22 protein-coding genes are annotated in these 24,799 nt (G+C 73.2%); 14 read left to right on the top strand and 8 right to left on the bottom strand.

Annotated features, from left to right (window positions below; genetic code table 11):
• Positions 1-15 precede the first annotated feature (15 nt).
• Entirely contained in the window at positions 16-1,056 is a 1,041-nt protein-coding gene (locus ABD236_RS34445) for an Rv2578c family radical SAM protein (RefSeq protein WP_344081549.1), read from the bottom strand.
• A 164-nt stretch (positions 1,057-1,220) separates the two neighbouring features.
• Here ABD236_RS34445 and ABD236_RS34440 point away from each other — a divergent pair, with 164 nt between their 5' ends.
• The 4 genes from ABD236_RS34440 (at position 1,221) to ABD236_RS34425 (ending at position 7,795) form a co-directional block, all read left to right on the top strand.
• Positions 1,221-1,664 carry an SRPBCC family protein gene (locus ABD236_RS34440; protein ID WP_344081546.1) on the top strand — a complete coding sequence of 148 codons (444 nt, stop codon included), beginning with the start codon at positions 1,221-1,223 and terminating at the stop codon, positions 1,662-1,664.
• Positions 1,665-1,916: 252 nt separating this feature from the next.
• Positions 1,917-4,391: an MFS transporter gene (locus tag ABD236_RS34435; RefSeq protein WP_425544018.1), complete on the top strand. Its 2,475-nt coding sequence runs from the start codon at positions 1,917-1,919 to the stop codon at positions 4,389-4,391.
• Positions 4,392-4,525: 134 nt separating this feature from the next.
• Positions 4,526-6,964 carry a SpoIIE family protein phosphatase gene (locus tag ABD236_RS34430; protein ID WP_344081543.1) on the top strand — a complete coding sequence of 813 codons (2,439 nt, stop codon included), beginning with the start codon at positions 4,526-4,528 and terminating at the stop codon, positions 6,962-6,964.
• A gap of 105 nt (positions 6,965-7,069) precedes the next feature.
• Positions 7,070-7,795, top strand: coding sequence for a class I SAM-dependent methyltransferase (locus ABD236_RS34425; RefSeq protein WP_344081540.1), 726 nt, complete (start codon positions 7,070-7,072; stop codon positions 7,793-7,795).
• A gap of 48 nt (positions 7,796-7,843) precedes the next feature.
• On the opposite strand, the gene ABD236_RS34420 is transcribed toward ABD236_RS34425, so the two are convergent.
• Positions 7,844-8,695, bottom strand: coding sequence for a lytic polysaccharide monooxygenase auxiliary activity family 9 protein (locus tag ABD236_RS34420; protein ID WP_344081537.1), 852 nt, complete (start codon positions 8,693-8,695; stop codon positions 7,844-7,846).
• Between the two features lie 179 nt (positions 8,696-8,874).
• Between ABD236_RS34420 and ABD236_RS34415 the strand changes: the two genes are divergently transcribed.
• From ABD236_RS34415 to ABD236_RS34400, 4 genes are read left to right on the top strand one after another with little or no spacing between them, the layout of a single operon-like run.
• A complete protein-coding gene (locus ABD236_RS34415) occupies positions 8,875-9,708 on the top strand; it encodes a M55 family metallopeptidase (protein WP_344081534.1) in 834 nt (277 codons plus the stop codon).
• Positions 9,701-11,026, top strand: coding sequence for a M20/M25/M40 family metallo-hydrolase (locus ABD236_RS34410; RefSeq protein WP_344081531.1), 1,326 nt, complete (start codon positions 9,701-9,703; stop codon positions 11,024-11,026). Before ABD236_RS34415 ends, ABD236_RS34410 begins: the two co-directional genes overlap by 8 nt.
• A gap of 15 nt (positions 11,027-11,041) precedes the next feature.
• Positions 11,042-13,063: a S9 family peptidase gene (locus tag ABD236_RS34405; RefSeq protein WP_344081529.1), complete on the top strand. Its 2,022-nt coding sequence runs from the start codon at positions 11,042-11,044 to the stop codon at positions 13,061-13,063.
• Positions 13,060-14,007, top strand: coding sequence for a S66 peptidase family protein (locus ABD236_RS34400; protein WP_344081526.1), 948 nt, complete (start codon positions 13,060-13,062; stop codon positions 14,005-14,007). The genes ABD236_RS34405 and ABD236_RS34400 overlap by 4 nt, the downstream gene beginning before the upstream one ends.
• A gap of 99 nt (positions 14,008-14,106) precedes the next feature.
• Here the strand turns inward: ABD236_RS34400 and ABD236_RS34395 are convergent, their stop codons facing one another.
• Both ABD236_RS34395 and ABD236_RS34390 read right to left on the bottom strand, forming a co-directional pair.
• Positions 14,107-15,198 carry an adenosine deaminase gene (locus tag ABD236_RS34395; protein WP_344081523.1) on the bottom strand — a complete coding sequence of 364 codons (1,092 nt, stop codon included), beginning with the start codon at positions 15,196-15,198 and terminating at the stop codon, positions 14,107-14,109.
• A gap of 107 nt (positions 15,199-15,305) precedes the next feature.
• Positions 15,306-16,046, bottom strand: a complete 741-nt coding sequence (locus ABD236_RS34390; protein ID WP_344081520.1) for a GntR family transcriptional regulator — start codon at positions 16,044-16,046, stop codon at positions 15,306-15,308.
• Positions 16,047-16,236: 190 nt separating this feature from the next.
• Here ABD236_RS34390 and ABD236_RS34385 point away from each other — a divergent pair, with 190 nt between their 5' ends.
• From ABD236_RS34385 to ABD236_RS34370, 4 genes are all read left to right on the top strand, one after another.
• A complete protein-coding gene (locus ABD236_RS34385) occupies positions 16,237-16,485 on the top strand; it encodes a lipopolysaccharide assembly protein LapA domain-containing protein (RefSeq protein WP_344081517.1) in 249 nt (82 codons plus the stop codon).
• Positions 16,486-16,563: 78 nt separating this feature from the next.
• A complete protein-coding gene (locus ABD236_RS34380; RefSeq protein ID WP_344081514.1) occupies positions 16,564-17,001 on the top strand; it encodes a YdeI/OmpD-associated family protein in 438 nt (145 codons plus the stop codon).
• A 71-nt stretch (positions 17,002-17,072) separates the two neighbouring features.
• A complete protein-coding gene (locus tag ABD236_RS34375; protein WP_344081511.1) occupies positions 17,073-17,621 on the top strand; it encodes a GNAT family N-acetyltransferase in 549 nt (182 codons plus the stop codon).
• Positions 17,622-17,770: 149 nt separating this feature from the next.
• Positions 17,771-19,750 (top strand): DUF5107 domain-containing protein, encoded by a 1,980-nt coding sequence (locus ABD236_RS34370; RefSeq protein ID WP_344081508.1) that lies wholly within the window; start codon positions 17,771-17,773, stop codon positions 19,748-19,750.
• A gap of 81 nt (positions 19,751-19,831) precedes the next feature.
• On the opposite strand, the gene ABD236_RS34365 is transcribed toward ABD236_RS34370, so the two are convergent.
• Both ABD236_RS34365 and ABD236_RS34360 read right to left on the bottom strand, forming a co-directional pair.
• Positions 19,832-20,179: a VOC family protein gene (locus ABD236_RS34365; RefSeq protein WP_344081505.1), complete on the bottom strand. Its 348-nt coding sequence runs from the start codon at positions 20,177-20,179 to the stop codon at positions 19,832-19,834.
• Between the two features lie 24 nt (positions 20,180-20,203).
• Complete coding sequence (locus ABD236_RS34360) at positions 20,204-21,013, bottom strand: methyltransferase domain-containing protein (RefSeq protein WP_344081501.1); 810 nt, start codon at positions 21,011-21,013, stop codon at positions 20,204-20,206.
• A 231-nt stretch (positions 21,014-21,244) separates the two neighbouring features.
• Between ABD236_RS34360 and ABD236_RS34355 the strand changes: the two genes are divergently transcribed.
• A complete protein-coding gene (locus ABD236_RS34355; RefSeq protein WP_344081498.1) occupies positions 21,245-22,003 on the top strand; it encodes an MBL fold metallo-hydrolase in 759 nt (252 codons plus the stop codon).
• A gap of 59 nt (positions 22,004-22,062) precedes the next feature.
• On the opposite strand, the gene ABD236_RS34350 is transcribed toward ABD236_RS34355, so the two are convergent.
• A complete protein-coding gene (locus ABD236_RS34350) occupies positions 22,063-23,580 on the bottom strand; it encodes a bifunctional phosphatase PAP2/diacylglycerol kinase family protein (RefSeq protein ID WP_344081495.1) in 1,518 nt (505 codons plus the stop codon).
• A 73-nt stretch (positions 23,581-23,653) separates the two neighbouring features.
• Here ABD236_RS34350 and ABD236_RS34345 point away from each other — a divergent pair, with 73 nt between their 5' ends.
• Positions 23,654-24,244 (top strand): TIGR03086 family metal-binding protein, encoded by a 591-nt coding sequence (locus tag ABD236_RS34345; protein ID WP_344081491.1) that lies wholly within the window; start codon positions 23,654-23,656, stop codon positions 24,242-24,244.
• A gap of 7 nt (positions 24,245-24,251) precedes the next feature.
• Here the strand turns inward: ABD236_RS34345 and ABD236_RS34340 are convergent, their stop codons facing one another.
• Positions 24,252-24,728, bottom strand: a complete 477-nt coding sequence (locus ABD236_RS34340) for a CBS domain-containing protein (protein ID WP_344081488.1) — start codon at positions 24,726-24,728, stop codon at positions 24,252-24,254.
• Positions 24,729-24,799: the final 71 nt, after the last annotated feature.

The raw sequence follows: 24,799 nt of genomic DNA, 5'->3' as shown, positions 1-24,799 counted from the left end.
TCGGCGGGTTTTGGTTCAGAGCAGGGTGAGCTGCGTCGGACCGGCCGGCTCCGGTTCCACCCGCTGAGGAATGCGCCGGGCCGCGCCCCGGTGCGCCGGTCCGATGCCGAACTCGGTGGCGAGCTCGTGCACTTGCCGGGTGATCCGGCGCTGGTACCACTTCGGCGCGTAGGCACCCTCCGCGTACAGCCGCTCGTACCGCCGCACCAGATGCGGGTGGTGCGCGGCGAGCCACGCCATGTACCACTCGCGCGCCCCGGGCCGCAGATGCAGCACCAGCGGTGTCACCGAGGTGGCTCCGGAGGCCGCGATCGCGCGGACGGTGGCGCGCAGCTGGTCCGGGTGGTCCCCGAGGAAGGGGATCACCGGGGCCATCAGGACCCCGCAGTCGATGCCGAGCTCGGCCAGCGTCCGTACGACGTCGAGGCGGCGCTCGGGCGCGGGCGTGCCGGGCTCGACCGTGCGCCACAGGTCGTGGTCGATGAACCCCACGGAGACCGAGATCCCGACGCGGGTCACCTCGGAGGCCTGCCGGATCAGCTCCAGGTCGCGCAGGATCAGCGTGCCCTTGGTGAGGATGGAGAACGGGTTGGCGTGGTCGCGGAGCGCCTCGATGATCCCCGGCATCAGCCGGTAGCGGCCCTCGGCGCGCTGGTAGCAGTCGACGTTGGTGCCCATGGCGATGTGCGCGCCCTGCCACCGGCCCGACGAGAGGTGGCGGCGCAGCAGCTCGGGCGCGTTGACCTTGACGACGATCTGCGAGTCGAAGCCGAGCCCGGTGTCGAGGTCGAGATAGCTGTGCGTCTTGCGGGCGAAGCAGTACACGCACGCGTGGGTGCAGCCCCGGTAGGGGTTGACGGTCCACTCGAACGGCATCCGGGACGCCCCGGGCACCCGGTTGACGATCGAACGCGCGCGGACCTCATGGAAGGTCACCCCGCGGAACTCGGGGGTGTCGAAGGTACGAGTGACCACCGCGTCCGCGTCGAACAGCGCGGCCGCGCGGCCCGCTCCCGGCGGCGCCGGATCGTTCTCGGCCAGATTGTCCCAGCGCATACACGCCTCCTCAGGCCTCGTACGTAGCACTGATCTCAGAATAGAACATCTGTTCCCATGATCGCAGCAACCCCGATTTTGGGGGCCCGTCCCTGAGGTGATTGGCTTTGACCACCCCGATTCCGGGCCCGTTCCCGGATGTCACGAGTGCTGGAGGAAGATCCATGGCGCAGGTCGAGGCCACCACGGAGCGGATCGTCGCGGCGAGCCCGGAGACGGTGTTCGACACCGTGGCCGACTACAAGGACAGCCGTCCCAAGCTCCTGTCCGAGCACTTCAGCGAGTACCAGGTGCGCGAGGGCGGCGACGGCGAGGGCACCCTCGTCCACTGGAAGCTCCAGGCCACCAGCAAGCGGGTGCGCGACTGCCTGCTGGAGGTCTCCGAGCCGACCGAGGGGCAGCTCGTCGAGAAGGACCGCAACTCGTCCATGGTCACCACCTGGACCGTCACCCCCGCCGGGGAGGGCCGCTCCAAGGTCGTCGTCTCCACGGTGTGGACCGGCGCGGGCGGCATCGGCGGCTTCTTCGAGAAGACCTTCGCCCCCAAGGGCCTCAACCGCATCTACGACACCGTGCTCGACAAGCTCGCCGCCGAGGTGGAGAAGTAACTCCCGCCTGACCGCCCGCCCCTGGGGGTCGCGGCCACCATCACCGGTTCGAGTGGTTTTCACGGCGGCCCGGTGGTGCGCCCGCGCGTCCGGGGCCGGGTGAAACACGCTGATGGGGCGGTGGACGCGCGCCCCTCCAGGGCGAGTTGTGCGCCCGCGCCCCGCTTCTCTTCCGCTTGCTCCCTATTAGCGCCCGATGCGCAGTATGTACGCCGCGCAGGCGAATCAGGCGGCGCGACGAGGGGAGCAGACGTGGGTGGGATCACTCTGGTGAAGGACCCGGCGCAGAAGGGGCCTTCGGGGGAGCGGCGGCGGGCGCGGCGGGCGGTGCGGGAGCCCGCCCCGGAGCTCTCGGAGGCGGGGCCGGCGGACACGTCCACGGCCCCGCCGCCGGTGGACGGCCCGGCCGGGGCTCCGGTGGGGCTCTCCCCGCGCCGGGTGCGGCTGGTCTTCGTCGGCCTGATGCTCACCATGCTGCTCGCGGCGCTCGACCAGATGATCGTGGCGACCGCGCTGCCGAAGATCGTCGGGGATCTGCACGGCCTCGACAAGGTCTCCTGGGCCGTCACCGCCTATCTGCTGGCCTCCACCATCGGGCTGCCCATCTACGGCAAGCTCGGTGACCTCTTCGGCCGCAAACCCGTCTTCCAGTTCGCCATCGTCGTCTTCGTGATCGGCTCGGCGCTGGCGGGCTGGTCGCGGACCATGGACCAGCTCATCGCCTTCCGCGCCGTCCAGGGGGTGGGCGGCGGCGGGCTCATGATCGGCGTACAGGCGATCATCGCGGACATCGTGCCGCCCCGCGAACGCGGCCGCTACATGGGTCTGATCGGCGCGGTCTACGGCCTGGCCTCGGTGGCCGGGCCGCTGCTCGGCGGCTTCTTCACCGACCACACCTCCTGGCGCTGGTGCTTCTACGTCAACGTCCCCTTCGGCCTGGTCACCCTCGCCGTGATCGCCGTCGTCCTCAGACTGCCCAGGCCCGCGGTCCGTCCGCGCCTGGACGTCCTCGGCGCGCTGCTGCTGGTCGCCGCCTCGACCTGCGTGGTGCTGCTGACCAGTTGGGGCGGGACCGAGTACGCCTGGGGCTCGCGCACCATCCTGGGGCTGGCCGCCGGAGCCGTCGGCACCACCCTGCTCTTCGTCGTGGTCGAGAACTACGCGCGCGAACCGGTCATCCCGCTGCGGCTGTTCCGCGAATCCGTCTTCACCGTCTCCGCTCTGGTCGGCGCGGTCATCGGCGTCGCGCTCTTCGGCGCCGCCAGCTATCTGCCGACCTTCCTCCAGATGGTCGACGGCGTCAGCGCCACCGAGTCCGGACTGCTGGTGCTGCCCATGATGGGCGGCATCGTCGCCGCCTCGATCATCTCCGGCCAGCTGATCAGCCGCACCGGCCACTACAAGATCTACCCGGTGCTCGGCAGCGCCGTCTCGGCCGTCGGCATGTGGCTGCTCTCCCGGCTGGAGATTGACACGCCCCGGCTCGACTACAGCGTCTGGATGGCCGTCCTCGGCATCGGCATCGGACTCGTGATGCCCGTGCTCATCCTGGCCGTGCAGAACGCCGCAGACCCCGCCGACCTGGGCACCGCCACCAGCGCCAACAACTACTTCCGGCAGATCGGCGGCAGCGTCGGGGCCGCCGTCTTCGGCACCCTGTTCACCAACCGCCTCGCGCACTCCCTCAGTGACGAGTTCCCCGCGGGCGCGCATCTGCCCGACCCCGAGTCGATCACCCCCCAGCTCGTCCACACCATGCCGCCCGCCCTGCGCGACGGCTATATCCGCGCCTACGCAGAGGCGATGCCGCGGATCTTCCTCTATCTGGTGCCCGTGCTCGTGCTCGGCCTCCTGCTCGCCTTCTTCCTCAAGGAGAAACCGCTGGTGTCCCAGAACGCCCCCGCCGTCGAACCGGCACCCGTGCCCGCCCCCGTACCGCCCGCCCGTATGCCCAACGCCCCGTACACGAGCGGAGTTCCCGTCTGCGGGACCGTCCAGCACAGCGACGGGACCACCGTGCCGCGCGCCGCGCTCACCCTCGTCGACGTGCGCGGACAGCAGGTCGGGCGCGGCGGCAGCGGCGAGGACGGGCGGTACGCGCTGAGCGTGCCGGGCTCCGGGTCGTACGTCCTGATCGCCGCCGCGGGAGGACACCAGCCACAGGCCGTCGCCGTGACGGTGGGCGAGCGCCCGGTCGAGCTCGACGTGGTCCTCGGCGGCGCCGGCCGGCTCGCCGGGGTCGTCAACACGGCCGACGGCACTCCCGTACGGGACGCCGCCGTCACCCTCACCGACGTACGCGGCGAGGTGGTCGCCACCACCCGCAGCGGGCGCGAAGGCGCCTATGTGATCAGCGAGTTGGTGGCGGGGGAGTACACCCTGGCCGCCAGCGCCCCCGCCTTCCGGCCCGCGGCCCTGCCCGTCAGCGTCCAGGCCTCCCGCGAGACCCGGCAGGACATCGAGCTCGCGGGCGGCGCCGTACTGCGCGGCACGGTCCGGGCCAGCGGCGGGCGGCCCGTCGAGGACGCGCGCGTGACGCTGCTCGACGCCGCCGGGAACGTGGTGGACACCCTCACCACCGGACCCGACGGCACCTTCCGCTTCGTCGACCTGTCCTCCGGCGAGTACACGGTCATCGCGGCCGGGTACCCGCCGGTCGCCACGGTCCTCCAGGTCGCGGGCGGCGGACGCACCGAAAGGGACCTCCAACTGGGCCACGAGGACTGACTATTCTTCAGCCGATTGCCCGCTACACGCGGGCGTGCGCCCTATTCCGCCGTTGCCCCGCGCAGCGCCTTCGCATAGCCGTACGGTAGGTGCCACAGCCGCAGATCCTTGCGGCGGGGAAGGAGCCTCCACCCATGGACAGTGGCACTCCGCCGACGCTGCCGCGGCAGTCCGCCGTGGCCGGACGGATTCCGCTTGCCGTGATCGTCGTGGACGGCGACGGGCTGGTCTCGCACTGGTCGACCGGTGCGCGCCGGCTCTTCGGTCCCGCCCGCGAGGAGGCGGTCGGCCGGCTTGCTCTCGACCTGCTCCCCGTGTCCGGAGCGCTGCGCCCGGATCCGGCCGGGGACGTGCTGCGGGAGATGGACGAGTACGACGCGTTCGGCCCCGGTCTGGACGCCTCGCTCAACGGCCTGACCTCGTATCCCACCGCGGGCCGGGCCACCTTGTCGGATCCCGGGCGGCCCCGTGTCGATGTGCTCTGGTGGGCGTATCCGCTGGTCGGGCCGGGCTCCGAACGGCTGCTCGTGCTGGCGGCGGACGCCCGGCTGCTGCACGCCGAGCACGCGGGCCCCGACCGGGGCAGCGTGGAGCGGATAGCGCCCGGCTTCGCCCTGCACACCGAGTTCCAGGGCGCCGAGGAGCTCGCCGGGCGGCTGCCCGAGATCCTGCCCAGCATGAGCGTCGGGGAGAGCTCGCGGATCGTCTCGCAGGTGCTCGAACTCGGTTATCCGGTGCTTGAGTTCAGCCAGCACGACCGGGTGCCCGTGACGCCCGACTGGGGTGTGCCCCGCCGGCCGCGGCGCCGGGTGGCCCCGGCCGGGCAGGCTCCGGCCGCCGCCGGTACGGCGCCCGCGCCCGAGTTCGCCCAGGATCTCGAGTACGCCGCCGTGCGCGAGCGGCTGGAGTTCCTCAACGAGGTCAGTGGCCGAATCGGTTCCTCCCTCGATCTGTCCCGGACGATCCAGGAGGTGAGCGCCGCCGTGGTGCCGCGCTTCACCGATGTCGCGGGGACCTATCTGCGGGAACAGGTCATCGCCGGTGAGGGGTTCCCGGAAGGGCCACCGGACGAGACCACCCTGTGGCACCGGGTCGCCGTCGAGCACGTCGACGCACCCGGGCGGTGGGACGACGTCGTACCGGTCGGCGAGTCCATGCCGTTCCCCGCGCACACCCCCTTCTTCCAGTGCATGACCACCGGCGAGCCCGTGCTCGTCCCGCGCATCAGCGAGCAGATGGGCACCGCCATCGCCTCGCAGTTCGAGAAGCGCGACATCCGGCCTCTGATCAACGGCCGGTCGATGCTGGTGGTTCCCCTCAAGGCGCGCAATGTGGTGCTCGGCTTCATGATCCTGCTGCGCCACGCCGAGCGGGCCGAGTTCAACGACATGGACCGGGTGACCGGCGCCGAACTCGCCGCCCGCGCCGGGCTCGTCCTCGACAACGCCCGGATGTACACCTACCAGGAGAGCGTCGCGGAGACCCTCCAGGACTCGATGCTGCCGCAGGTCACCCCGCAGATGACCGGCTGCGACACGGCGACGCGCTATCTGCCCGGCACGCTGCTCGGCCGGGTCGGCGGCGACTGGTTCGACTCCATCAAGCTGCCCGGCTCGCGGATCGCCCTCGTGGTCGGCGACGTCATGGGCCACGGCCTCAACTCCGCCGCCATGATGGGCCAGTTGCGTACCGCCGTGCAGACCATGGCGGCCCTCGACCTGCCGCCCGCCCAGCTCCTGCGCAACCTGGACGACCTGGCCCAGCGCCTCGGCGAGCACTATCTGGCGACCTGTCTGTACGCGGTCTACGACCCCATCAAGGGCGAGCTCCTGCTGGCCAACGCGGGCCATGTGCCACCGGTCCTGGTGCGCGCCGCCGACGGCCGCAGCGAACTCCTGGAGCTGCCGACCGGGGCGCCCATCGGCGTCGGCGGCGTGCCGTTCGAGGCCGTGCGGCTGCCCGTCGAGCCGGGCGACCGCCTGGTGATGTGCACCGACGGCCTGGTCGAGGTGCGCGGCGAGGACATCGGCGTGGGCCTGGCGACGCTCTGCGAGTCCGCCGCGCACCCGGCCGCCTCCATGGACGACGCCTGCGACACCATCATCCGCGCCCTCAACATCCGCGGCGGCCGCAAGGACGACGTCGCCCTGCTGATGGCCCGGCTCAACGGCATCGCGCGCGAGGACGTCGCCGAGTGGCCGCTCGCCATCGACGCGCGCGAGGTGGCCCGGGCCCGTCGGCTGGCCGTCGGTCAACTGCGCGACTGGGGCCTCGAGGAGGTGGCGGAGGCGGTGGAGCTGCTGGTCAGCGAGGTCGTCACCAATGCCGTACGGCATGCGCACAGCCACCAGGTGCGGCTGCGGATGGTACGGGCCGAGACGCTGCGCTGCGAGGTCGTGGACGACGACCACACCCTGCCGATGCTGCTGCACGCGGGACCGCTCGACGAGGCCGGGCGCGGGCTGCGGGTGGTGAGCCGGCTGGCCCGGGAGTGGGGCACCAGCCGTACCGGCGAGGGCAAGACCGTGTGGTTCGAGGTGCCGCTGCCGCGCAGGGGGCGCACGAGGCGCTGAACCGGCTCGAACGCGAGGTGAATGATTGCGCCGGGCGCTTGTCGGCGTGCCCCGGGAGCGATAGACCGATCTTGACACTGTGCGTGCCAGCCTGGGGAGTCGGTCATGAGCGTGACGAGTCGGTACAGGGATGCCTGGGAGGGCTTCTGGAACGAGGCGCCCGATGAGACGGGCGCGGTGTTCTGGGATGCCGAGCCGGCCCTCACGGCGGGCCCCCACCTCGCCCTCTTCGAGCCCCATCTGACCGATCTGGCGCTGCCGATGATCGATCTGGGGTGCGGCAACGGCACCCAGACCCGCTTCCTCGCCGACCGCTACGACAGCGTGCTCGGCGTCGACCTCTCACCGGCGGCGGTGGAGCGGGCCAGAAACCAGGACCCGGAGCAGCGGGCCCGGTTCGAGCAGTTGGACGCGACCGACGAGAAGGCGGTCCAGGAGCTGCACGCGCGGCTGGGCGACGCCAACGTCTATGTACGCGGGGTGCTCCACCAGTGCGAGCCGGCCGACCGTCAGCCGCTGGCCGACGCCGTGGCCACGCTGGTGGGGACGCGCGGCCGGGCCCTCCTGGTGGAGCTCGCGGAGTCCGCCAAGCAGGTCCTGGCGGGGCTGGCCCAGGACCCGGCGGGCGCCCCGCCGAAGCTGCGGCCGGTCTTCGCCCACGGCCTCACCCCGGGCGAGGTCGCCGACGCGGCCGTGCCCGCCCTGCTCGGCGCGGCGGGCCTGACGGTCGTGGCCCGCGGCGAACTGCCGCTGACCACGACCGAGTACCGGCCGGACGGCACCCGGATCGCCCTGCCCTCCAAGTGGTGGGTGGTCGGGCGCACCGGCTGACGCATGGCCGGCCGGCGGCTCAGGAAGGCATGCCCGGCCGGCGGTGGGTCAGGAGTCCTTGCGTCGGCGCAGCAGCAGGACGCCGCCGGCCAGGACGCCCGCCATGGACAGCGCCGCCACGGGCTGCGCCGCCGCGCCCAGAGCGAACGAGTCCTTGGGCGCCGCGCCGCCGCCGTGCCCGTGGTGGCTGACGGTGGACCTGGCCGCGCCCGCGTCGATCTTCTGCTGGCTGGGCGCGACGGGCTGGGCCGCGGCCTGCGTGGACTTGCCGTACACGACGTCCGAGCAGCTGTAGAACGCCTCCGGGCTGTCGTTGCGCTGCCAGACCTTGTAGATGATGTGGCGGCCGGTGCGGGCGGGCAGGTTCCCGGTGAAGTTGTAGTAGCCGTCGGTGGACGTCCTGGTCGTGGCGTACGTGGCGACCGGCTGGGGATCCAGGTCGGACCACTTCAGCGGCTTCGTCGGGTCGAAGCCCTCCTTGGTGACGTAGAGCGTCATCGTCCCCGCGTGGGGGGCCGTCACCCGGAACTTGAAGTTGAACGACCCCGTCGAGACGCCGGTGGCCGGCCAGTCGGTGCGGGCCCAGTCCAGCGCGCGGTACTTCGCGCGGTTGGCCGAGCACAACTTGCCGTCCGGTATGAGCTGTTGATGGTGTCCGTCGGCATTGGCGATGTTCACCTCGTTCCAGTCGTAGAGCGGCTGGGTGCCGGAGTCGGCGACCAGGTCCTTGCACACCTGCGACTTGGGCGTCTCGGGGCCCTCGGCGTAGCAGGCGGCGACCCTGCTGACGGGGTTGAACACGGCGCCGTGCGCGGCGGCGGGCGAGATGGCGACGGAGAGCAGTGACGCGGACGCCACACCGAGAACACCGAGCGAGGCTGCGGTACGTCGTACGGACATGTGGGGGCTCCTTCTCAGCTGGTTCGGACCAGAGGCTGGCATTGGTCTGGACCAACACGCAAGAGGTCTGCACCAATTGGCTCGCCCGCGGGCGGTCGACGGGGCTCGCGGAAGGACACGCGCCGGGGGTTATCCACAGGGCTGGTGAGGGCGTTCCACGGCGCGTACGGTTTCGTGGCATGAAGATCCTCATCAGCGCCGACATGGAGGGCGCCACCGGTGTCACCTGGCCCGCCGACGTGCTGCCCGGCACGCCGCAGTGGGAGCGCTGCCGCGCCCTGTTCACCTCCGACGTGAACGCGGCGGCGCTGGGCTTCTTCGACGGCGGCGCCGACGAGGTCCTCATCAACGAGGCGCACTGGTCCATGCGCAATCTGCTGCTGGAGCGACTGGACGGGCGCGTGCAGATGCTCACCGGCCGGCACAAGTCGCTGTCCATGGTCGAGGGCGTACAGCACGGCGACGTGGACGGGATCGCCTTCGTCGGGTACCACACGGGCGCGGGCACCGAAGGCGTGCTGGCCCACACCTATCTCGCCAACTCCATCACGGGCGTCTGGCTGAACGGGAGGAGGGCGAGCGAGGGCCTGCTCAACGCCCATGTGGTCGCGGAGTACGGGGTGCCGGTGGTCCTGGTCACCGGGGACGACCTGACCTGCGCGGACGCGGAGGGGTACGCACCGGCGGCGCACAAGGTGGCGGTCAAGGACCACGTCTCGCGGTACGCGGCGGTGTGCCGCACCCCCTCGCGCACGGGCGCCGACATCCGGGCGGCCGCGAAGGAGGCGACGGGCCTGGCGGTGCGTCATGAGCCGGTGGCTGGCGGCCCGTTCACCGTGGAGCTCGAATTCGACGCGGAGCACCTGGCGATGGCCGCCACGGTGGTCCCCGGCACGGCGCCCTCCGGCGAGCGCCGCGTCGCCTACACCAGCGACACGATGTACGACGGCATCCGCACCTTCAAGGCGGTCACCACGATCGTCTCGGCCGCGGTGGAGGAGCAGTATGGCTGAGCACATCGACGCGAGGGCGCTGGACGAGGTGGTGACGTTCACCTCGGAGCTCATCCGCATGGACACCACCAACCGCGGCGGTGGCGACTGCCGCGAGCGCCCCGCCGCCGAGTACGTGGCGGAGCGGCTCGCCGCCACCGGCCTCGAGCCCACCCTGCTGGAGCGGACGCCGGGGCGCACCAACGTGGTGGCGCGCATCGAGGGCACCGACCCGTCCGCCGACCCCCTCCTGGTCCACGGCCACCTCGACGTGGTGCCCGCCGAGCCGGCCGACTGGAGCGTGCACCCCTTCTCCGGCGAGGTCCGCGACGGCGTCGTGTGGGGGCGCGGCGCGGTCGACATGAAGAACATGGACGCGATGGTCCTGGCGGTCGTGCGGGCCTGGGCGCGCGCGGGGATCCGCCCCCGCCGCGACCTCGTCATCGCGTACACGGCGGACGAGGAGTCCACCGCCGTCGACGGGGCCGGCTTCCTCGCCGACCACCACCCCGCCCTGTTCGAGGGGTGCACCGAAGGCATCAGCGAGGCCGGCGCGTTCACCTTCCACGCGGGCCCCGGCAGGGAGCTCTACCCGATCGCGGCGGGCGAGCGCGGCACCGGCTGGCTGAAGCTCACCGCGTACGGCCGCGCGGGCCACGGCTCCCGGGTCAACCGGGCCAACGCGGTCAGCCGGCTGGCCGCCGCGATCGCCCGGATCGGGGAGCACCAGTGGCCGGTCCGGCTCACCGCGACGGTCCAGGCGGCGCTGGCCGAACTGGCCGCGCTGTACGGGATCGACGCCGACCCGCACGCCGAGGGCTTCGACGTGGACGAGTTCCTCGGCAAGGTCGGCCCGGCCGCCGCCCTGGTGGAGGCGACCGTGCGCAACAGCGCCAACCCGACCATGCTCTCGGCCGGTTACAAGGTCAATGTGATCCCCGGGAGCGCCACCGCGTATGTGGACGGGCGGATCCTCCCGGGCGGCGCCGAGGAGTTCCGCGCCACGCTCGACCGGCTCACCGGCCCCGACGTCGACTGGGAGTTCTACCAGAACGAGGTCGCCCTCCAGGCCCCGGTGGACTCGCCGACCTTCGCCAGACTGCGCGCGGCGGTGGAGAAGTTCGCCCCCGAAGGCCATGTCGTGCCGTACTGCATGTCCGGCGGCACCGACGCCAAGCAGTTCTCCCGCCTCGGCATCACGGGCTACGGCTTTTCGCCGCTGAAGCTGCCGCCCGGCTTCGACTACCAGGCGCTGTTCCACGGCGTCGACGAACGGGTCCCGGTGGACGCCCTGCACTTCGGCGTCCGCGTCCTCGATCACTATCTGCGTTCCGCGTAGGGGGAGTTGGAAGACATGGTGCCCATCGGGCCTTACGGAACCTGGCCGTCGCCCATCGACGCCGAGCTCGCCGCCTCCCGCGACGGGGCGCCCGACTTCGTCGGCATCGTCGGCGACGAGGTGTGGTGGACCGAGCCGCGCCCCACCGAGGGCGGCCGCCGCGCCCTGATGCGGCGCCGGGCCGACGGCACGGCGCGGTCGCTGCTGCCGTCTCCGTGGAACGTGCGCACCAGGGTCATCGAGTACGGCGGCCAGCCCTGGGCGGCGCTCGCGCGCGGCCCCGAGGGCCCGCTGGTGGTCTTCGCCCACTTCCCCGACCAGCGGCTCTACGTGTACGAGCCGGACGGCGCCGGAGATCCCAGGCCGCTCACGCCGCTCTCGCAGGTGGGCGAGGGACTGCGCTGGGCCGACCCGGTCCTGGTGCCGGAGCGGGGCGAGGTCTGGTGCGTCCTGGAGGAGTTCACCGGCCCCGCGCCGACCGACGTCCGCCGGGTGATCGCGGCCGTACCGCTCGACGGCACCGCCGCCGAGGACCGCGGCCGGGTGCGCGAGCTCTCCGACGGGCGGCACCGCTTCGTCACCGGCCCCCGGCTCTCCCCGGACGGCTCCCGCGTGGCCTACCTCGCCTGGGACCACCCGAACATGCCCTGGGACGGCACCGAGTTGCTGCTCGCGGACCTCGGGGACGACGGCCGCTTCGCCGACACGCGCCTGGTGGCGGGCGGACCCCGTGAGTCCGTCGCCCAGGTGGAGTGGGCGCCCGACGGCAGGATGCTGTTCTCCTCGGACCGCACCGGCTGGTGGAACCTCTACCGCGCCGACCCGCCGCCCGCCCTCACGCCCTCCTCCCACCCGGCGGACCGCCCGGGCGCGCCGGAGGCGCTCTGTCCGCGCGAGGAGGAGTTCGGCGGGCCGCTCTGGCAGGTCGGCCGCCGCTGGTTCCACCCGCTGGAGAGCGGTCTGATCGCGGTGGTCCACGGCCGGGGCGCGACCGCGCTCGGCATACTCGACCCGGAGAGCGGCGAGGTCGTGGACGCGGCCGGACCCTGGACCGCCTGGGGCAGCACGCTCGCGGTGCACGGCAGCCGGGTCGCCGGCGTCGCCGCGAGCCCGCGCACGGCGGCCGAGGTCGTCGAGCTGGACACCCGCTCGGGCCGCACCCGCGTGGTCGGGCGCGCCCACGACGACGCGGTGGACCCCGCGTACTACCCCGAACCCCAGATCCGCACCTTCACCGGCCCGGGCGGCCGCGACATCCACGCCCTGGTCTATCCGCCGCACCACCCCGGCCGGGCGGCGCCCGCCGACGAGCTGCCGCCGTATGTGATCTGGGTCCACGGCGGCCCGACCGGCCAGGTCCCGCTCGTCCTGGACCTGGAGATCGCCTACTTCACCTCGCGCGGCATCGGCGTGGCCGAGGTCAACTACGGCGGCTCGACGGGATACGGCAGGGAGTACCGCGACCGGCTGCGCGAGCAGTGGGGCGTCGTCGACGTCGAGGACTGCGCGGCCGTGGCCCAGGCGCTCGCCGACGAGGGCACCGCCGACCCCGGGAGGCTCGCGATCCGGGGCGGCAGCGCGGGCGGCTGGACCGCCGCGGCCTCCCTCGCCACCACCGATGTCTACGCCTGCGCCACCGTGCTCTACCCCGTCCTCGACCTCACCGACTGGTCGTCGGACGACGGCACACACGACTTCGAGTCGCAGTACATGGAGTCCCTCATCGGTCCCCGCGCCGAGCTCCCCGGGAGGTACGCGCAGCGCTCGCCGATCAACCACGCGGAGCGGATCACCGCGCCGTTCCTGCTGCTCCAGGGCCTCGACGACGTGATCTGCCGCCCCGTACAGTGCGAACGGTTCCTGGCCAGGACGGCGGGGCGCGGCATTCCGCACGCGTACATCGCCTTCGAGGGCGAGGGACACGGCTTCCGCCGGGCCGACACCATGGTCCGCGCCCTGGAGGCCGAACTCTCCCTGTACGCCCAGACGTTCGGCATCGACCGGCCCGACGTCCCCCTTCTGGAGCTGAAGAAGTGACCTCGACGCACCACGCCCCCGTCCCGCTCACCCGGCCCGCCCGGCTGCGCCCCGGCGCCCGGGTGGCGGTGGTCGCCCCCAGCGGGCCGGTGGTGGGGGAGCGGCTCGACGCGGGACTGGACATCCTGCGCGGCTGGGACCTGGACCCGATAGTGATGCCCCACGTCCGCGACCGCCACCCCGAGTTCGGCTATCTCGCGGGCGGCGACGAGGGCCGCGCGCGTGACCTCCAGGAGGCGTGGTGCGACCCGTCGGTCGACGCGGTGCTCTGCGCGCGCGGGGGCTACGGGGCGCAGCGCATGGTGGACCTCCTCGACTGGGACGCGATGCGGGCCGCCGGACCCAAGGTGTTCGTCGGCTACAGCGACGTGACCGCGCTGCACGAGGCGTTCGCGGTGCGCCTGGGGCTCTCCACTCTGTACGGGCCGATGGTGTCGGCCGCGACGTTCCTCAAGGACGACCCGACCCAGCGCTCCCTGCGCACCACGCTCTTCGCACCCGAGTCGGCCCTGACCCTCGGCCTGGAGAGCGCCCGCCCGATGGTGGGCGGCCGGGCCCGGGGCGTCACCGTGGGCGGCTGCCTCGCCCTGCTCGCGGCGGGCCTCGGCACCCCGCACAGCAGGGCTTCCGTGCGCGGCGGACTGCTGCTGATCGAGGACGTCGGCGAGGAGGACTACCGGATCGACCGCATCCTCACCCAACTGCTGCGCTCGGGCTGGCTGGACGGGGTCGCCGGGGTCGTGCTCGGCTCCTGGGAGGAGTGCGGACCGTACGAGAGGGTGCGGGCCGTGCTGTACGAGCGGCTCGCCCCGCTCGGGGTGCCGGTGGTCGAGCACTTCGGCTTCGGCCACTGCGCCCCCTCGCTCACCATGCCGCTGGGGGTGCCCGCGGTGCTCGACGCCGGCGCGGGCACGCTCACGCTGGAGGTGCCCGCGACGGCGTAGGCCGTACGCCGGGGGAGGGGGAGGCGTACGGCGGGCAGGTGCGCGCCGGACGGGGCGCGCACCGGGCATGCGTCCGCTACAGAGCTACAGACCTCAGGGTTACAGGGCCGCGTAGCCGGGGCGGACCAGCTCGTCGATAATGCGTCGGCGCTCCGGCAGCGGCAGGAACGCGGCCTCCACGGCGGCGACGGTGAACTGCTCGAACACCTCGGGCCCGTAGCCGAAGGCGTCCGCCATGTGCTGGAACTCCTCGCTCATGGTGGTGCCCGAGACCAGCCGGTTGTCGGTGTTCAGGGTCACCCGGAAGCCGAGGCGGCGCAGCAGGTCGATGGGGTGCGAGGCGTAGTCCTTGGCCGCGCCCGTCTGGAGGTTGGAGGTCGGGCAGACCTCCAGGGCGATGCGGTTGTCGCGCAGATACGAGGCGAGGTGGCCTAGCTGCGCCGTGCCGTCCTCGTGGACCGTGATGTCGTCGGTGATCCGCACCCCGTGGCCGACCCGCTCGGCGCCGCAGATCTGCACGGCCTCGTGGATCGACTCGGCGCCGACGGCCTCGCCCGCGTGGATGGTGAAGTGGCAGTTCGACCGCTTCAGGTGCTGGAAGGCGGGGAGGTGGCGGGCCGGCGGGTTGCCGATCTCGCCGCCCGCGATGTCGAACCCGGCCACCCCGCGGTCGCGGTGGGCGACGGTCAGCTCGGCGATCTCCAGGGAGCGGTCGGTGTGGCGCATCCCGGTGAGCAGGGCGCGCACGGTGATCCGGCCGCCGGTGCGGCGCTCGCCCTCGCGGAAGCCCGCGTTCACCGCGTCGACGACCTCGTCGAGGGTGAGACCGCGCTCCAGGTGTTGCTCGGGCGCGTACCGCACCTCCGCGTAGACGACCCCGTCCGCCGCCAGGTCCTCGGCGCACTCGGCCGCGATCCGCTCCAGCGCCTCGCGGGTCTGCATCACCGCGCAGGTGTGGGCGAAGGTCTCCAGATAGCGCTCCAGGGAACCGGAGTCGGCCGCGTCGCGGAACCAGACCGCGAGCTCGGCCGGGTCCTCGGTCGGCAGTCCGCCGTAGCCGCAGGAGCGGGCCAGCTCCACGATCGTGGCGGGGCGCAGACCACCGTCGAGGTGGTCGTGCAGGACGGCCTTGGGCGCGCGGCGTATCCAGTCGGCGACGGGCTGGGCGGCGAGGTTGTCAGACAAGTGCATGACCGGGGAGTGTACATCCTCGGCCCCCGACAGCCAGCCCCTTCCGGCCCCCGCCCGCCAGCCCCTTCCGACCCCCGGCCGCCGTGCCCGCGGCCCAGCCGCCGTCGCTAGCCGTTCTGGAGCAGCGGCAGTGCCGGGGCCCCGCTCGGCAGCATGTGCTTGGCGGCCAGGACGGGGGTGCCCGCCACCCGTACGACCTGCGTGACCAGGACGGCGGGAGTCTCGGCCGGGCGCTCCAGCTGCTCGCCCCGGCGGCGGCCGAGCAGGGTCGCCGTCACCCCGCTGTGCGCGGTCAGTGCCACCCCCCGTGAGGCGTCCGCCAGCACCGCCAGCATCGAGCGGGCGGGCTCGTCGGCCAGCGCGGCGGCGAACGCCGGGTGCAGCCGTTCGAGCACGTCCTGGGGCGCGGCCCACTCATGGCACAGCGCCACCGCCAAGGCCTCGCCGACCAGCACCGACTCCCAGAACCGCAACTCCGCCCCGGCGGTCGGGAGCAGATGCTGGGTGGTGAAGTCGGTCGGCTCCTCGACGCTGCGCAACAGGGCGCGCACCCGTACCGGACCGCCCGCGCCCAGCAGCTCCTCCAGCGGCTGGAGCTGCTCGAAGCCGCGCCGGGGCGGCCGGTCGTTCACGGTCCGCCCGACCCCCCGGCGCACGGTGAGCAGCCCGTCCTCCTGGAGCAGCAGCAGCGCCTCGCGCAGCGCCGGCCGGCTCACCCCCAGCTCGCCCGCGAGCCGGGGCTCCGAGGGCAGGGTGGAGCCCGGCGGATAGGTGCCGTCGTGGATCGCGTCGGCGATCCGCTCGTACAGGGCGACGACCGGTCTGCGCTGCTGTCCGCTGACTGCCATGCCGCAAGCATGGCCCGGCCGCCACTTGTCTGACAAGGCGGCCCGGGCGGGCCATGGCCCCGGATGCCCGGCTCACCCGTACGGACCACTCCAGGAGCCCTTCCCGTACGGGATCCGCCCATCCTGTACGGAAGGGGTGGCACCACCCACCGAAGCACCCCTGACCAAGCACCTCAGAAAGGGCCGGGTCATGAGCCCCAAGGACGCGTCGGGCGGGACGAAGGGCGGCACCGGGGCCGGGGGTGCCCTGACACCGTCGCGGGTCGCGGTCATCGTGATCGGGATCCTCGCCCTGGTCTTCATCTTTGAGAACACCCGCGAGGTCAAGATCCGGCTGCTGATCCCCGAGGTCTCCATGCCGCTCTATCTGGCGCTGCTCGCGGTCTTCGTGGTCGGGGTGATCTGCGGCGGCTACTTCATCCGCCGCCGGGGACGGTGAGAACGGGCGGAGCCGCGGCGACTCCCCGTATATCGTGACCGGTTGACACCACACACGGCACGGGCGAGGAGTGCGAGCATGAAGTTCAAGGCCACGGTCATCCCGTCCGGCAACGCGCTGGGCGTCGAGGTGCCGCAGGAGGTCATCGACGAACTCGGCCAGGGCAAGCGGCCCCCGGTGGTCGTCGACATCAACGGCCACTCCTGGCGCACCCGGGTCGCCGCCATGCGCGGCCAGATCCTCATCGGCATCAGCGCGGCCAACCGCGAGGCGAGCGGCGTGGACCTCGGCGAGGAGATCGAGGTCGACCTCCGGCTCGACGACGAGCCGCGCGTGGTGGAGGCGCCCGAGGACCTCGCGGCCGTGCTCGACGCGGACCCCGCGCTGCGCGGCGCGTACGAGCGGATGGCCTTCAGCCTCAAGCGCAAGCAGGTGGGGGAGATCGAGAGCGCCAAGAGCCCCGAGACGCGGCAGCGGCGCATCGACAAGCTGGTGGAGTCGCTCCGGGGCAAGTGACCCCGAGCGCCCCCGGCCGCCCGCCCCCCGAGCCCTGACGGCCGTCCGTGGGCGCCCAGTACCCTGAGCCGATGCCCGACAAGATCACGTACCTGGCCGAGGGCCCCCGCGTGGGCATCCGCTACTTCACGCCGCGGGACGCGGGGGAGTTCACCGCGCTCGCGCGCGAGAGCCGGGCGCTGCACGCGCCCTGGCTCTTCCCGCCGACCGACCCCGAGGCGTACGCGGCGTACGCGGGACGGCTGGTGGACGACCCGACCCGGCAGGGCTTCCTCGTCTGCACCCGCGAGGACGGCAGGATCGCCGGGTTCATCAACATCAACAACATCGTCCAGGGCGCGTTCCTGAGCGGCGCCCTCGGCTACGGCGCCTTCGCGCACGCCGTCGGGCGCGGGCTGATGGGCGAGGGGCTCGACCTGGTCACCCGGTACGCGTTCGGCACGCTCGGACTGCACCGCCTGGAGGTCAACATCCAGCCCGCCAACACCGCCTCCATCGCCCTGGTCCGCCGCGCCGGATACCGCTTGGAGGGCTTCTCGCCGGACTTCCTCTTCATCGACGGCGCCTGGCGCGACCACCAGCGCTGGGCGATCACGGCCGAGATGGTCGAGCCCCGCTGATGCGCCGCCGTACGGACGCCCGCCGCGCGGACGCCTTTGCGCAATCCTGACCAGGGGGTCCTCTGGTCAGTGCGGCGCGCGCCGTGTTCCATGGTCACGGGGCGGCCGCGGGGACGGGGCGGCCGGCCGCGCGAGGGAATGAGGGTGTCTTGGCCACGACCGTGCGACGTTCCGTACTGACCCTGCCCGCCGCCCCGTTGGGGCAGCCCAACCCGCTGCCCGCGCTGCGGCCGCTCGACGAGGTGCACACCCTCGACGAGAAGGACCGCGAGGGCCTGCCGCGCGACATGGCCCGGCAGATCGGCCACCAGCCGCTGCGAACGGTCCTGCCGGTACGGATCCTCGACGGATACGGCCGCGACCGCACCCCCACCGAGCTCGACACCCTCGTCCTGGAGAACTCCCGGCTGCGCGTCACCGTGCTGCCCGGCTTCGGCGGCCGGATCCGCTCCCTCTTCCACAAGCCGTCCGGCCGCGAACTCCTCTACGTCAACCCCGTGTTGCAGCCCGCCGACTTCGCGCTCAACGGCGCCTGGTTCTCCGGCGGGATCGAGTGGAACATCGGTGCCACCGGCCACACCACCCTCTCCTGCGCCCCCGTGCACGCGGCTGCCGTCCCGGCCCCCGACGGCGGCGAGATGCTGCGCCTGTGGGAGTGGGAGCGGCTGCGCGACCTGCCGTTCCAGGTCGACCTCTGGCTGCCCGAGGACTCCGACTTCCTGTACGTGGGCGTCCGCGTACGCAATCCGCACGAGCGGCCCGCGCCCGTCTACTGGTGGTCCAACATCGCGGTGGAGGAGGCCGAGCGCACCCGTGTCCTCGCTCCCGCCGACCACGCCTGGCACTTCGGATACGCCCGTACGCTGCGGCGGGTGCCGGTGCCCGAGTGGGACGGCGCCGACCGTACGTATCCGCTGAACGGCGAGTACCCCGCCGACTACTTCTACGACCTGCCCGACGGCGAGCGCCGCTGGATCGCCTCGCTCGACGAGTCCGGGCGGGGCCTGGTCCAGACGTCGACCGATCTGCTGCGCGGGCGCAAGCTGTTCCTGTGGGGCTCGGGCCGGGGCGGACGGCGCTGGCAGCAGTGGCTGACCGAGCCCGGCACCCCGGGTTACGCGGAGATCCAGGCGGGCCTGGCCCGCACCCAGCTGGAGCACATCCCGCTGGAGGCGGGCGGGGAGTTCGCCTGGCTGGAGGCGTACGGCCCGCTCGCCGCGGCCCCCGGGCCGGTGCACGGAGACGACTGGCCGGCCGCCCGCGAGGAGGTGGCGCGGCGGCTGGAGGCGGCGCTGCCGCGCGAGCGCGTCGAGCAGGCGTACGCGGCCTGGCGCCCGTACGCCGACACCGAGCCCACCACGGCGCTCGCCACCGGGTCCGGGTGGGGCGCGCTGGAGGTGCTGCGGGGGAACCTGAAGCTGCCCGGGACGCCGTTCGCCGAGTCGGCCATGGGCGAGGAACAGGCGCCGTGGCTGGAGTTGCTGCACACCGGGGTGCTGCCCGAACCGCGCCGGGTCGTCCCGCCGGGACCGACCCTGGTGGCCCCGCACTGGCGGGACATGCTGGAGACGGCGCCCGCCTCGCCGCTCACCGAGTACCACCTCGGGGTCGCGCAGTGGCACGCGGGCGACCGGGCGCAGGCCGTGCGCAGCTGGGAGCGCGGGCTGCCGCTCGCGCCCTCGCGCTGGCCGCTGCTGCGCTGTCTGGCGGTCGCCGACCGGCTCGCGGGCCACGTGGACCGGGCCGCCGATCTGTACGCCGAGGCGTTCGACGACCTCTGCGAGGAGCGGCGGGAGGGCGAGCACTGGGTGGCCGCGGTCGCCGCGCTGGGGCGGGAGGCGATCACGGCGCTGCTCGCGGCGGGGCGCCCCGCGGGCGCGCGTGCGGTGTGGGAGCGGTTGCGTTCCCCTGTGCAGGGGCGGGGGGCGTTCCGGCTGCTGGAGGCTCAGATTCTGTTGGCCGAGGGGGACTTGGGCGGAGCGCGGGCCGTCTTCGACGCGGGGTTCGAAGTGGCGGATCTTCGGGAGGGGGCGGAGGTGCTGGACGAGGTGTGGGCGCGTCTTACGGATGAGCCGTTGCCGGACCGGTACGCGTATCGGATGCGGCCGGCTTCGCCGTCGCCGCATTAGGGGGCGCGTTTTCGTCTGCGGGTGCGGTGTGGCTGGTCGCGCAGTTCCCCGCGCCCCTGACGGGCGCCCCCGTCCGCGTACTCACCCCTTGTGGTCCACGTACTCGAACACCGACCCGTCCGGATGTACCGCGATCAGGTTGCGGCCCACCGGGGTCGGGACCGGGCCCGCGATGACGTGGGCGCCCACGTCGGTGAGGGCGCGGTAGGCGTCCTCGACGTCCTTCACGGCGATCGTGGCCGATACCTTGCGCAGGATCTCCAGCTCCGACTCCGGGCCGCTCATCAGCAGGAAGCAGCCGACCGCGGCGACCGAGACCCCGCCGCGCTCGAAGCGCAGGGCTTTGCTCCTGGTGAGCCCTTCGTAGAAGGCCACCGAGGTCTCCAGGTCGTCGACGCAGATACGCAGGGTCGTTCCGAGGATCTCCATATGAACGAGCCTAGTTGGTGACCGTCACACGCGGCAGAGGATCTCGCCGTGGGGCACCATGAACCACGCGTCGTCGTCGGCCGCCCACTCCCGCCACCCCTCGGCGATCGCCGCGAGGCCCGCCTCGGTGGTGTGGCCGCCCTCCACCGCCAGTCGCGCGTACGACGACGCCACCGTGCGCTCGGCCCACAGCCCGCTCCACCACGCGCGCTCCTCGGGTGTGGCGAAACACCATGTGGTGGCGGTGGAGGTGATGTCGGTGAACCCGGCCGCGCGTGCCCAGGACCGCAGCCGCCGGCCCGCGTCGGGCTCGCCGCCGTTGGCCCGGGCGACCCGGTGGTACAGCTCCAGCCAGGTGTCCAGGGCCGGGACTTCGGGGAACCAGGTGAAGGCGCCGTAGTCGCTGTCGCGCACCGCGACCAGACCACCCGGCCGGGTGACGCGGCGCATCTCGCGCAGCGCCCTAACGGGGTCGCCCACGTGTTGCAGCACCTGGTGGGCGTGGACGACGTCGAAGGAGGCGTCGGGGTGGTCGAGGGCGTGGACGTCCGCGACGGCGAAGCTCATGTTGGACTGCCCGCGTTCCTCGGCGTACGCCCGCGCCTGCTCGACGATGCCGGGCGCAGCGTCGACGGCGGTGATGTGGCCGTCGGGGACCAGTGCGGCCAGGTCGGCGGAGATGGTGCCGGGTCCGCAGCCGATGTCCAGGACCCGTGCGTCCGAACGCAGTTCACCGACGAGGTAAGCGGCGGAGTTGGCGGCGGTGCGCCAGGTGTGCGAACGCAGTACGGACGCGTGGTGGCCGTGCGTGTAGACGGCGGTCTCCTTCGGCATGACCGGCTCCCTCTCTCGACGCTCTCGACGTGCGGTCGGTAGGGCCACCGTACGCCGCCATGTCGGATATTGAGATGAGTGTTTCGACATGTGGACAGCGCGGGCTCGTCCGCCCGGCGCGCTCCGGGGCAGCCGCGGGCCGCCCAGTCGGCACTACCGCCGGGGTGGAACAAGCCGTAGCGTCAGGTGCGTTACCCCTGCCGAGCTAGGAAGATCACTTGGGAGGGCACTATGGGTGAGGTATCGATCCGGTACGTGGGCGGGCCGACCGCCGTCGTGGAGATCTGCGGCTTCCGGCTGGTCACCGACCCGACCTTCGACGCCCCCGGCGACTATCCGATCGGCAACCGCAAGCTGGTGAAGACGGCCGGCCCGGCCGTCGAGGCCGACGAGACCGGGGCGGTGGACGCGGTCCTGCTCTCGCACGACCAGCACCCCGACAACCTGGACGAGTCAGGGCGCGCCTATCTGGCCCGGGTCCCGCTCGTCCTGTCGACACCGGCCGCGCACGGCAGACTCGGGGACGCCGTGACGGCGCTGCCCAACTGGGAGACGTACGAGCTCGGTGAGCGGCTGCGGATCACCGGTGTGCCCGCGCTGCACGGACCCGAGGGCGCCGAGGCGCTGGCCGGTGAGGTCACCGGCTTCGTGCTGCACGGCGACGCGGTGCCGACCGTCTACGTCAGCGGCGACAACGCCTCGCTGGACCACGTCCGCGCGGTCGCCGAGCGCTTCGGCCCGGTCGACGTGGCCGTGCTCTTCGCCGGGGCCGCCCGCACCCCGCTCTTCGACGGCGCCCCGCTGACGCTGACCAGCGAGGCCGCCGCCGAGGCCGCCCAGATCCTGGGCGCCCGCCACGTGGTGCCGCTGCACTTCGAGCACTGGGGTCACTTCAGCGAGGGCGCGGACACCCTGACCGAGGCGTTCGCCGCCGCCGGGCTCAGCGAGCGGCTGCGGCTGCTGAAGCCGGGGGCCACCTTCACGGAGTAACCGGCGGCTGCTTTCTGAGGAGAAGTACGTGGGGGGGCCGGTTATCCGGCCCCCCCACGTCACGCCCGTACCGGCGGCCGGTACACCGTCAGCGCCTCGGGCAGCTTGTCGACCGTCAACTCGCCCTCTATGTGGGCGACCTCCCCGTCGTACGCCACCGGGGTACGCGGCGCGAGCGCGCCGATCCGCAGTCGGCGCAGCCTTCGGGCCGCGTGGACGGGGGAGCGGCTGAGCGGCCCGGCGAGCGCCGCCGCCAGCAGCCGCAGCCCGGGCAGCCGGCCGCCGTGCACCACCCGGACGTCGAGCAGCCCGTCGGCCAGGTCGTAGCGGTGCGCCGGGGCCGGGCCGAGGCGCTGGTAGATGCAGTTGCCCGCGAACAGCAGCCACAGCGCGTGCGGCTCGCCGTGCACCTCGGCCTCCAGGGGGCGCTCGCCGCGCAGCACCTCGTACGCCGCGAGGACCCCGGCCGGCCAGCTGCCGATCCGGGGCGACCAGCGCTCGCGCAGCCGCACCAGCTCCGGGTAGACGCCGAGGCTGAAGGTGTTCACGAAGTACCCGGCGGCCGCGCCGTCCGGGCCCGGTGTGAACCGGCCCAGGTCCACCTTGACCGCGTCCCCCGCCTCCAACGCGCGGGCGGTGTCCTGGACCTCCTCGATGCCCAGGTCGTACGCGAAGTGGTTGAGGGTGCCGCCGGGGAACACCGCGAGCGGCACACCGTGCCGGGCGGCCGCCACCGCCGCCCGGTTCACCGTGCCGTCGCCACCGCACACCCCGAGCGCCCGGCCGCTGCGGGCCGCCTTGTCGAGGGTCGCGGTCAGCTCGTCCGGGGCGCACTCGATGACCTCGGCCAGCGGCAGCGCGTCACGCACCGCCGAGGCCTTCGCGGCGGCCGTGCCGGAGGCCTCGTTGACCACGACCACCAGGTGCTCGCCGCCGGGCAGCGCGGGCGCTTCCGTGTAGGGCCGCCCGGGCGCGGGCAGCTGGCGCCGGGTGGGCACCAGACCCCGTACCGCGAACGCGGCGCCCACGCCGAGGGCCGCGCCGACCACGACGTCACCCGGATAGTGGACCCCCGTGTACACACGTGAGGCGGCCACCGAGAAGGCGACCGGAGCGACCAGCGCGCCCCAGCCCAGCGACTCCAGGGCCACCCCGGTCGCAAAGGCCGCCGCCGAGGCGGAGTGCCCGGACGGGAAGGAGGTGGTGATCGGCTGGCTCTTCAACTGCCGTACCAGCGGAACCATTTCCAGTATCGGCCGGGGTCTGCGCACCGACCGCTTGGCCACCGTGTTCACGGTCGCCGAGGCCAGCGCCAGCGAGGCCACCCCGCGCAGCGCGGCCCGGCGCGCCCGGGGCGAGCCGGTGGCGGCCATCGCGGCGGCGGCGCCGAACCACAGCAGCCCGTGGTCGGCGGCCCGGCTCAGCCGGGGCAACACGGCGCGGGCGCCGGGCCAGTTCCGGCCCGCGGCCACCTGGAACAGCGCGCGGTCCTTGTCACTGAGGCGGCGGGGCAGGCCACCGGTCCAGAACGACCGGGTGGTGGCGGGCGGCTCGGACGGCTGGGACGGAAAAGACATGGACCATGGGTACCCGCGCGCCGCGAGCGCAATCGTGCTTGAGCCGGACGCCCCGCTCGGCCAGAGTGGCCCCATGGAATCCCCAGCGCCTGCGGACCACGCCCGGCTCCTCGACCGCCACCGCGAGGCCGTCGCCCTCTTCGGCTCCCGTGTCCACGCCGTCCGGCCCGACCAGTGGGAGCTGCCCACGCCGTGCGCCGAGTGGACCGTGCGGGACCTCGTCAACCATCTCGCCGTCGAGCAGCTGTGGGTGCCGCCGCTGGTCGCCCAGGGCCGCACCATCGCGGACGTCGGCGACGCCTTCGACGGCGACGTCCTCGGCACCGACCCGGTGGCCGTCTGGGAGGAGGCCCGGGCCGCCGCGGTGGCCGCGTTCGCCGGGCCGGGCGCGCTGGACGGCACGGTCGACCTCTCGTACGGCAAGACGCCCACCGCCGCCTACTGCTCGCAGATGGTGGCGGACGCCGTGGTGCACTCCTGGGACCTGTCCCGGGCGATCGGGGCGGACGAGCGGCTGCCGGACGACCTGGTCGACGCGGCGGCGCGGGAGTTCGGCGGATACGCCGACCAACTGCCCCCGAGCCTGTTCGACCCGCCCGTCGAGGTGCCCGAGGGGGCCGACGCCCAGACGCGGCTGCTCGCGATGCTGGGCCGGGCCGCCTGACGGCAGATCAGGGAGAGTGAGGGGGTCCCGGCACGTCGCTGCGGCGGCCCTGCCGGGGCACCTCGGTACCGCGCGGCGCCGCCCGGCCGACCTCCGCCGGCGCGATACGGGGCTCCTGGGGCGCGGTGACATCGCGCAGCCGCACCAGGCCCAGCGGCCGACCGTCCTCGACCACCGGCAGCCGCCGCACCGCGTGCCGCCGCATCAGCCGCAGCGCCGTCGCCACCTCGTCGTCGGGCCCCACGCACACCGGTGAACGGGTGCACACGGACTGGGCGCTGACGGCCAGCGGGTCGACGCCGTCCGCCACCGCGCGCACCGCGATGTCCCGGTCGGTCAGCACCCCGATCAGCCGGTCGCCCCGGGCGACCAGCACATCCCCGACGTCCTGGGCGCGCATCAGCTGGGCGGCTTCGACCAGCGAGGCGTCCGGCCGCACGGCCGCGACCCCCGCCGTCATGACTTCCCGGACGTACCGTGCCATCGCTGTTCGCCCCTTCTGTGTCGCAGCCGGTTGTGGCGCAGTACCCCGCCCCGCGCCGGCCATGCCCGACC

Source organism: Streptomyces crystallinus (assembly GCF_039521265.1).
Classification (GTDB): Bacteria; Actinomycetota; Actinomycetes; order Streptomycetales; family Streptomycetaceae; genus Streptomyces; species Streptomyces crystallinus.
Note: the sequence above shows the minus strand (reverse complement) of the source record. Positions and strands in the feature narration are given on the sequence as shown.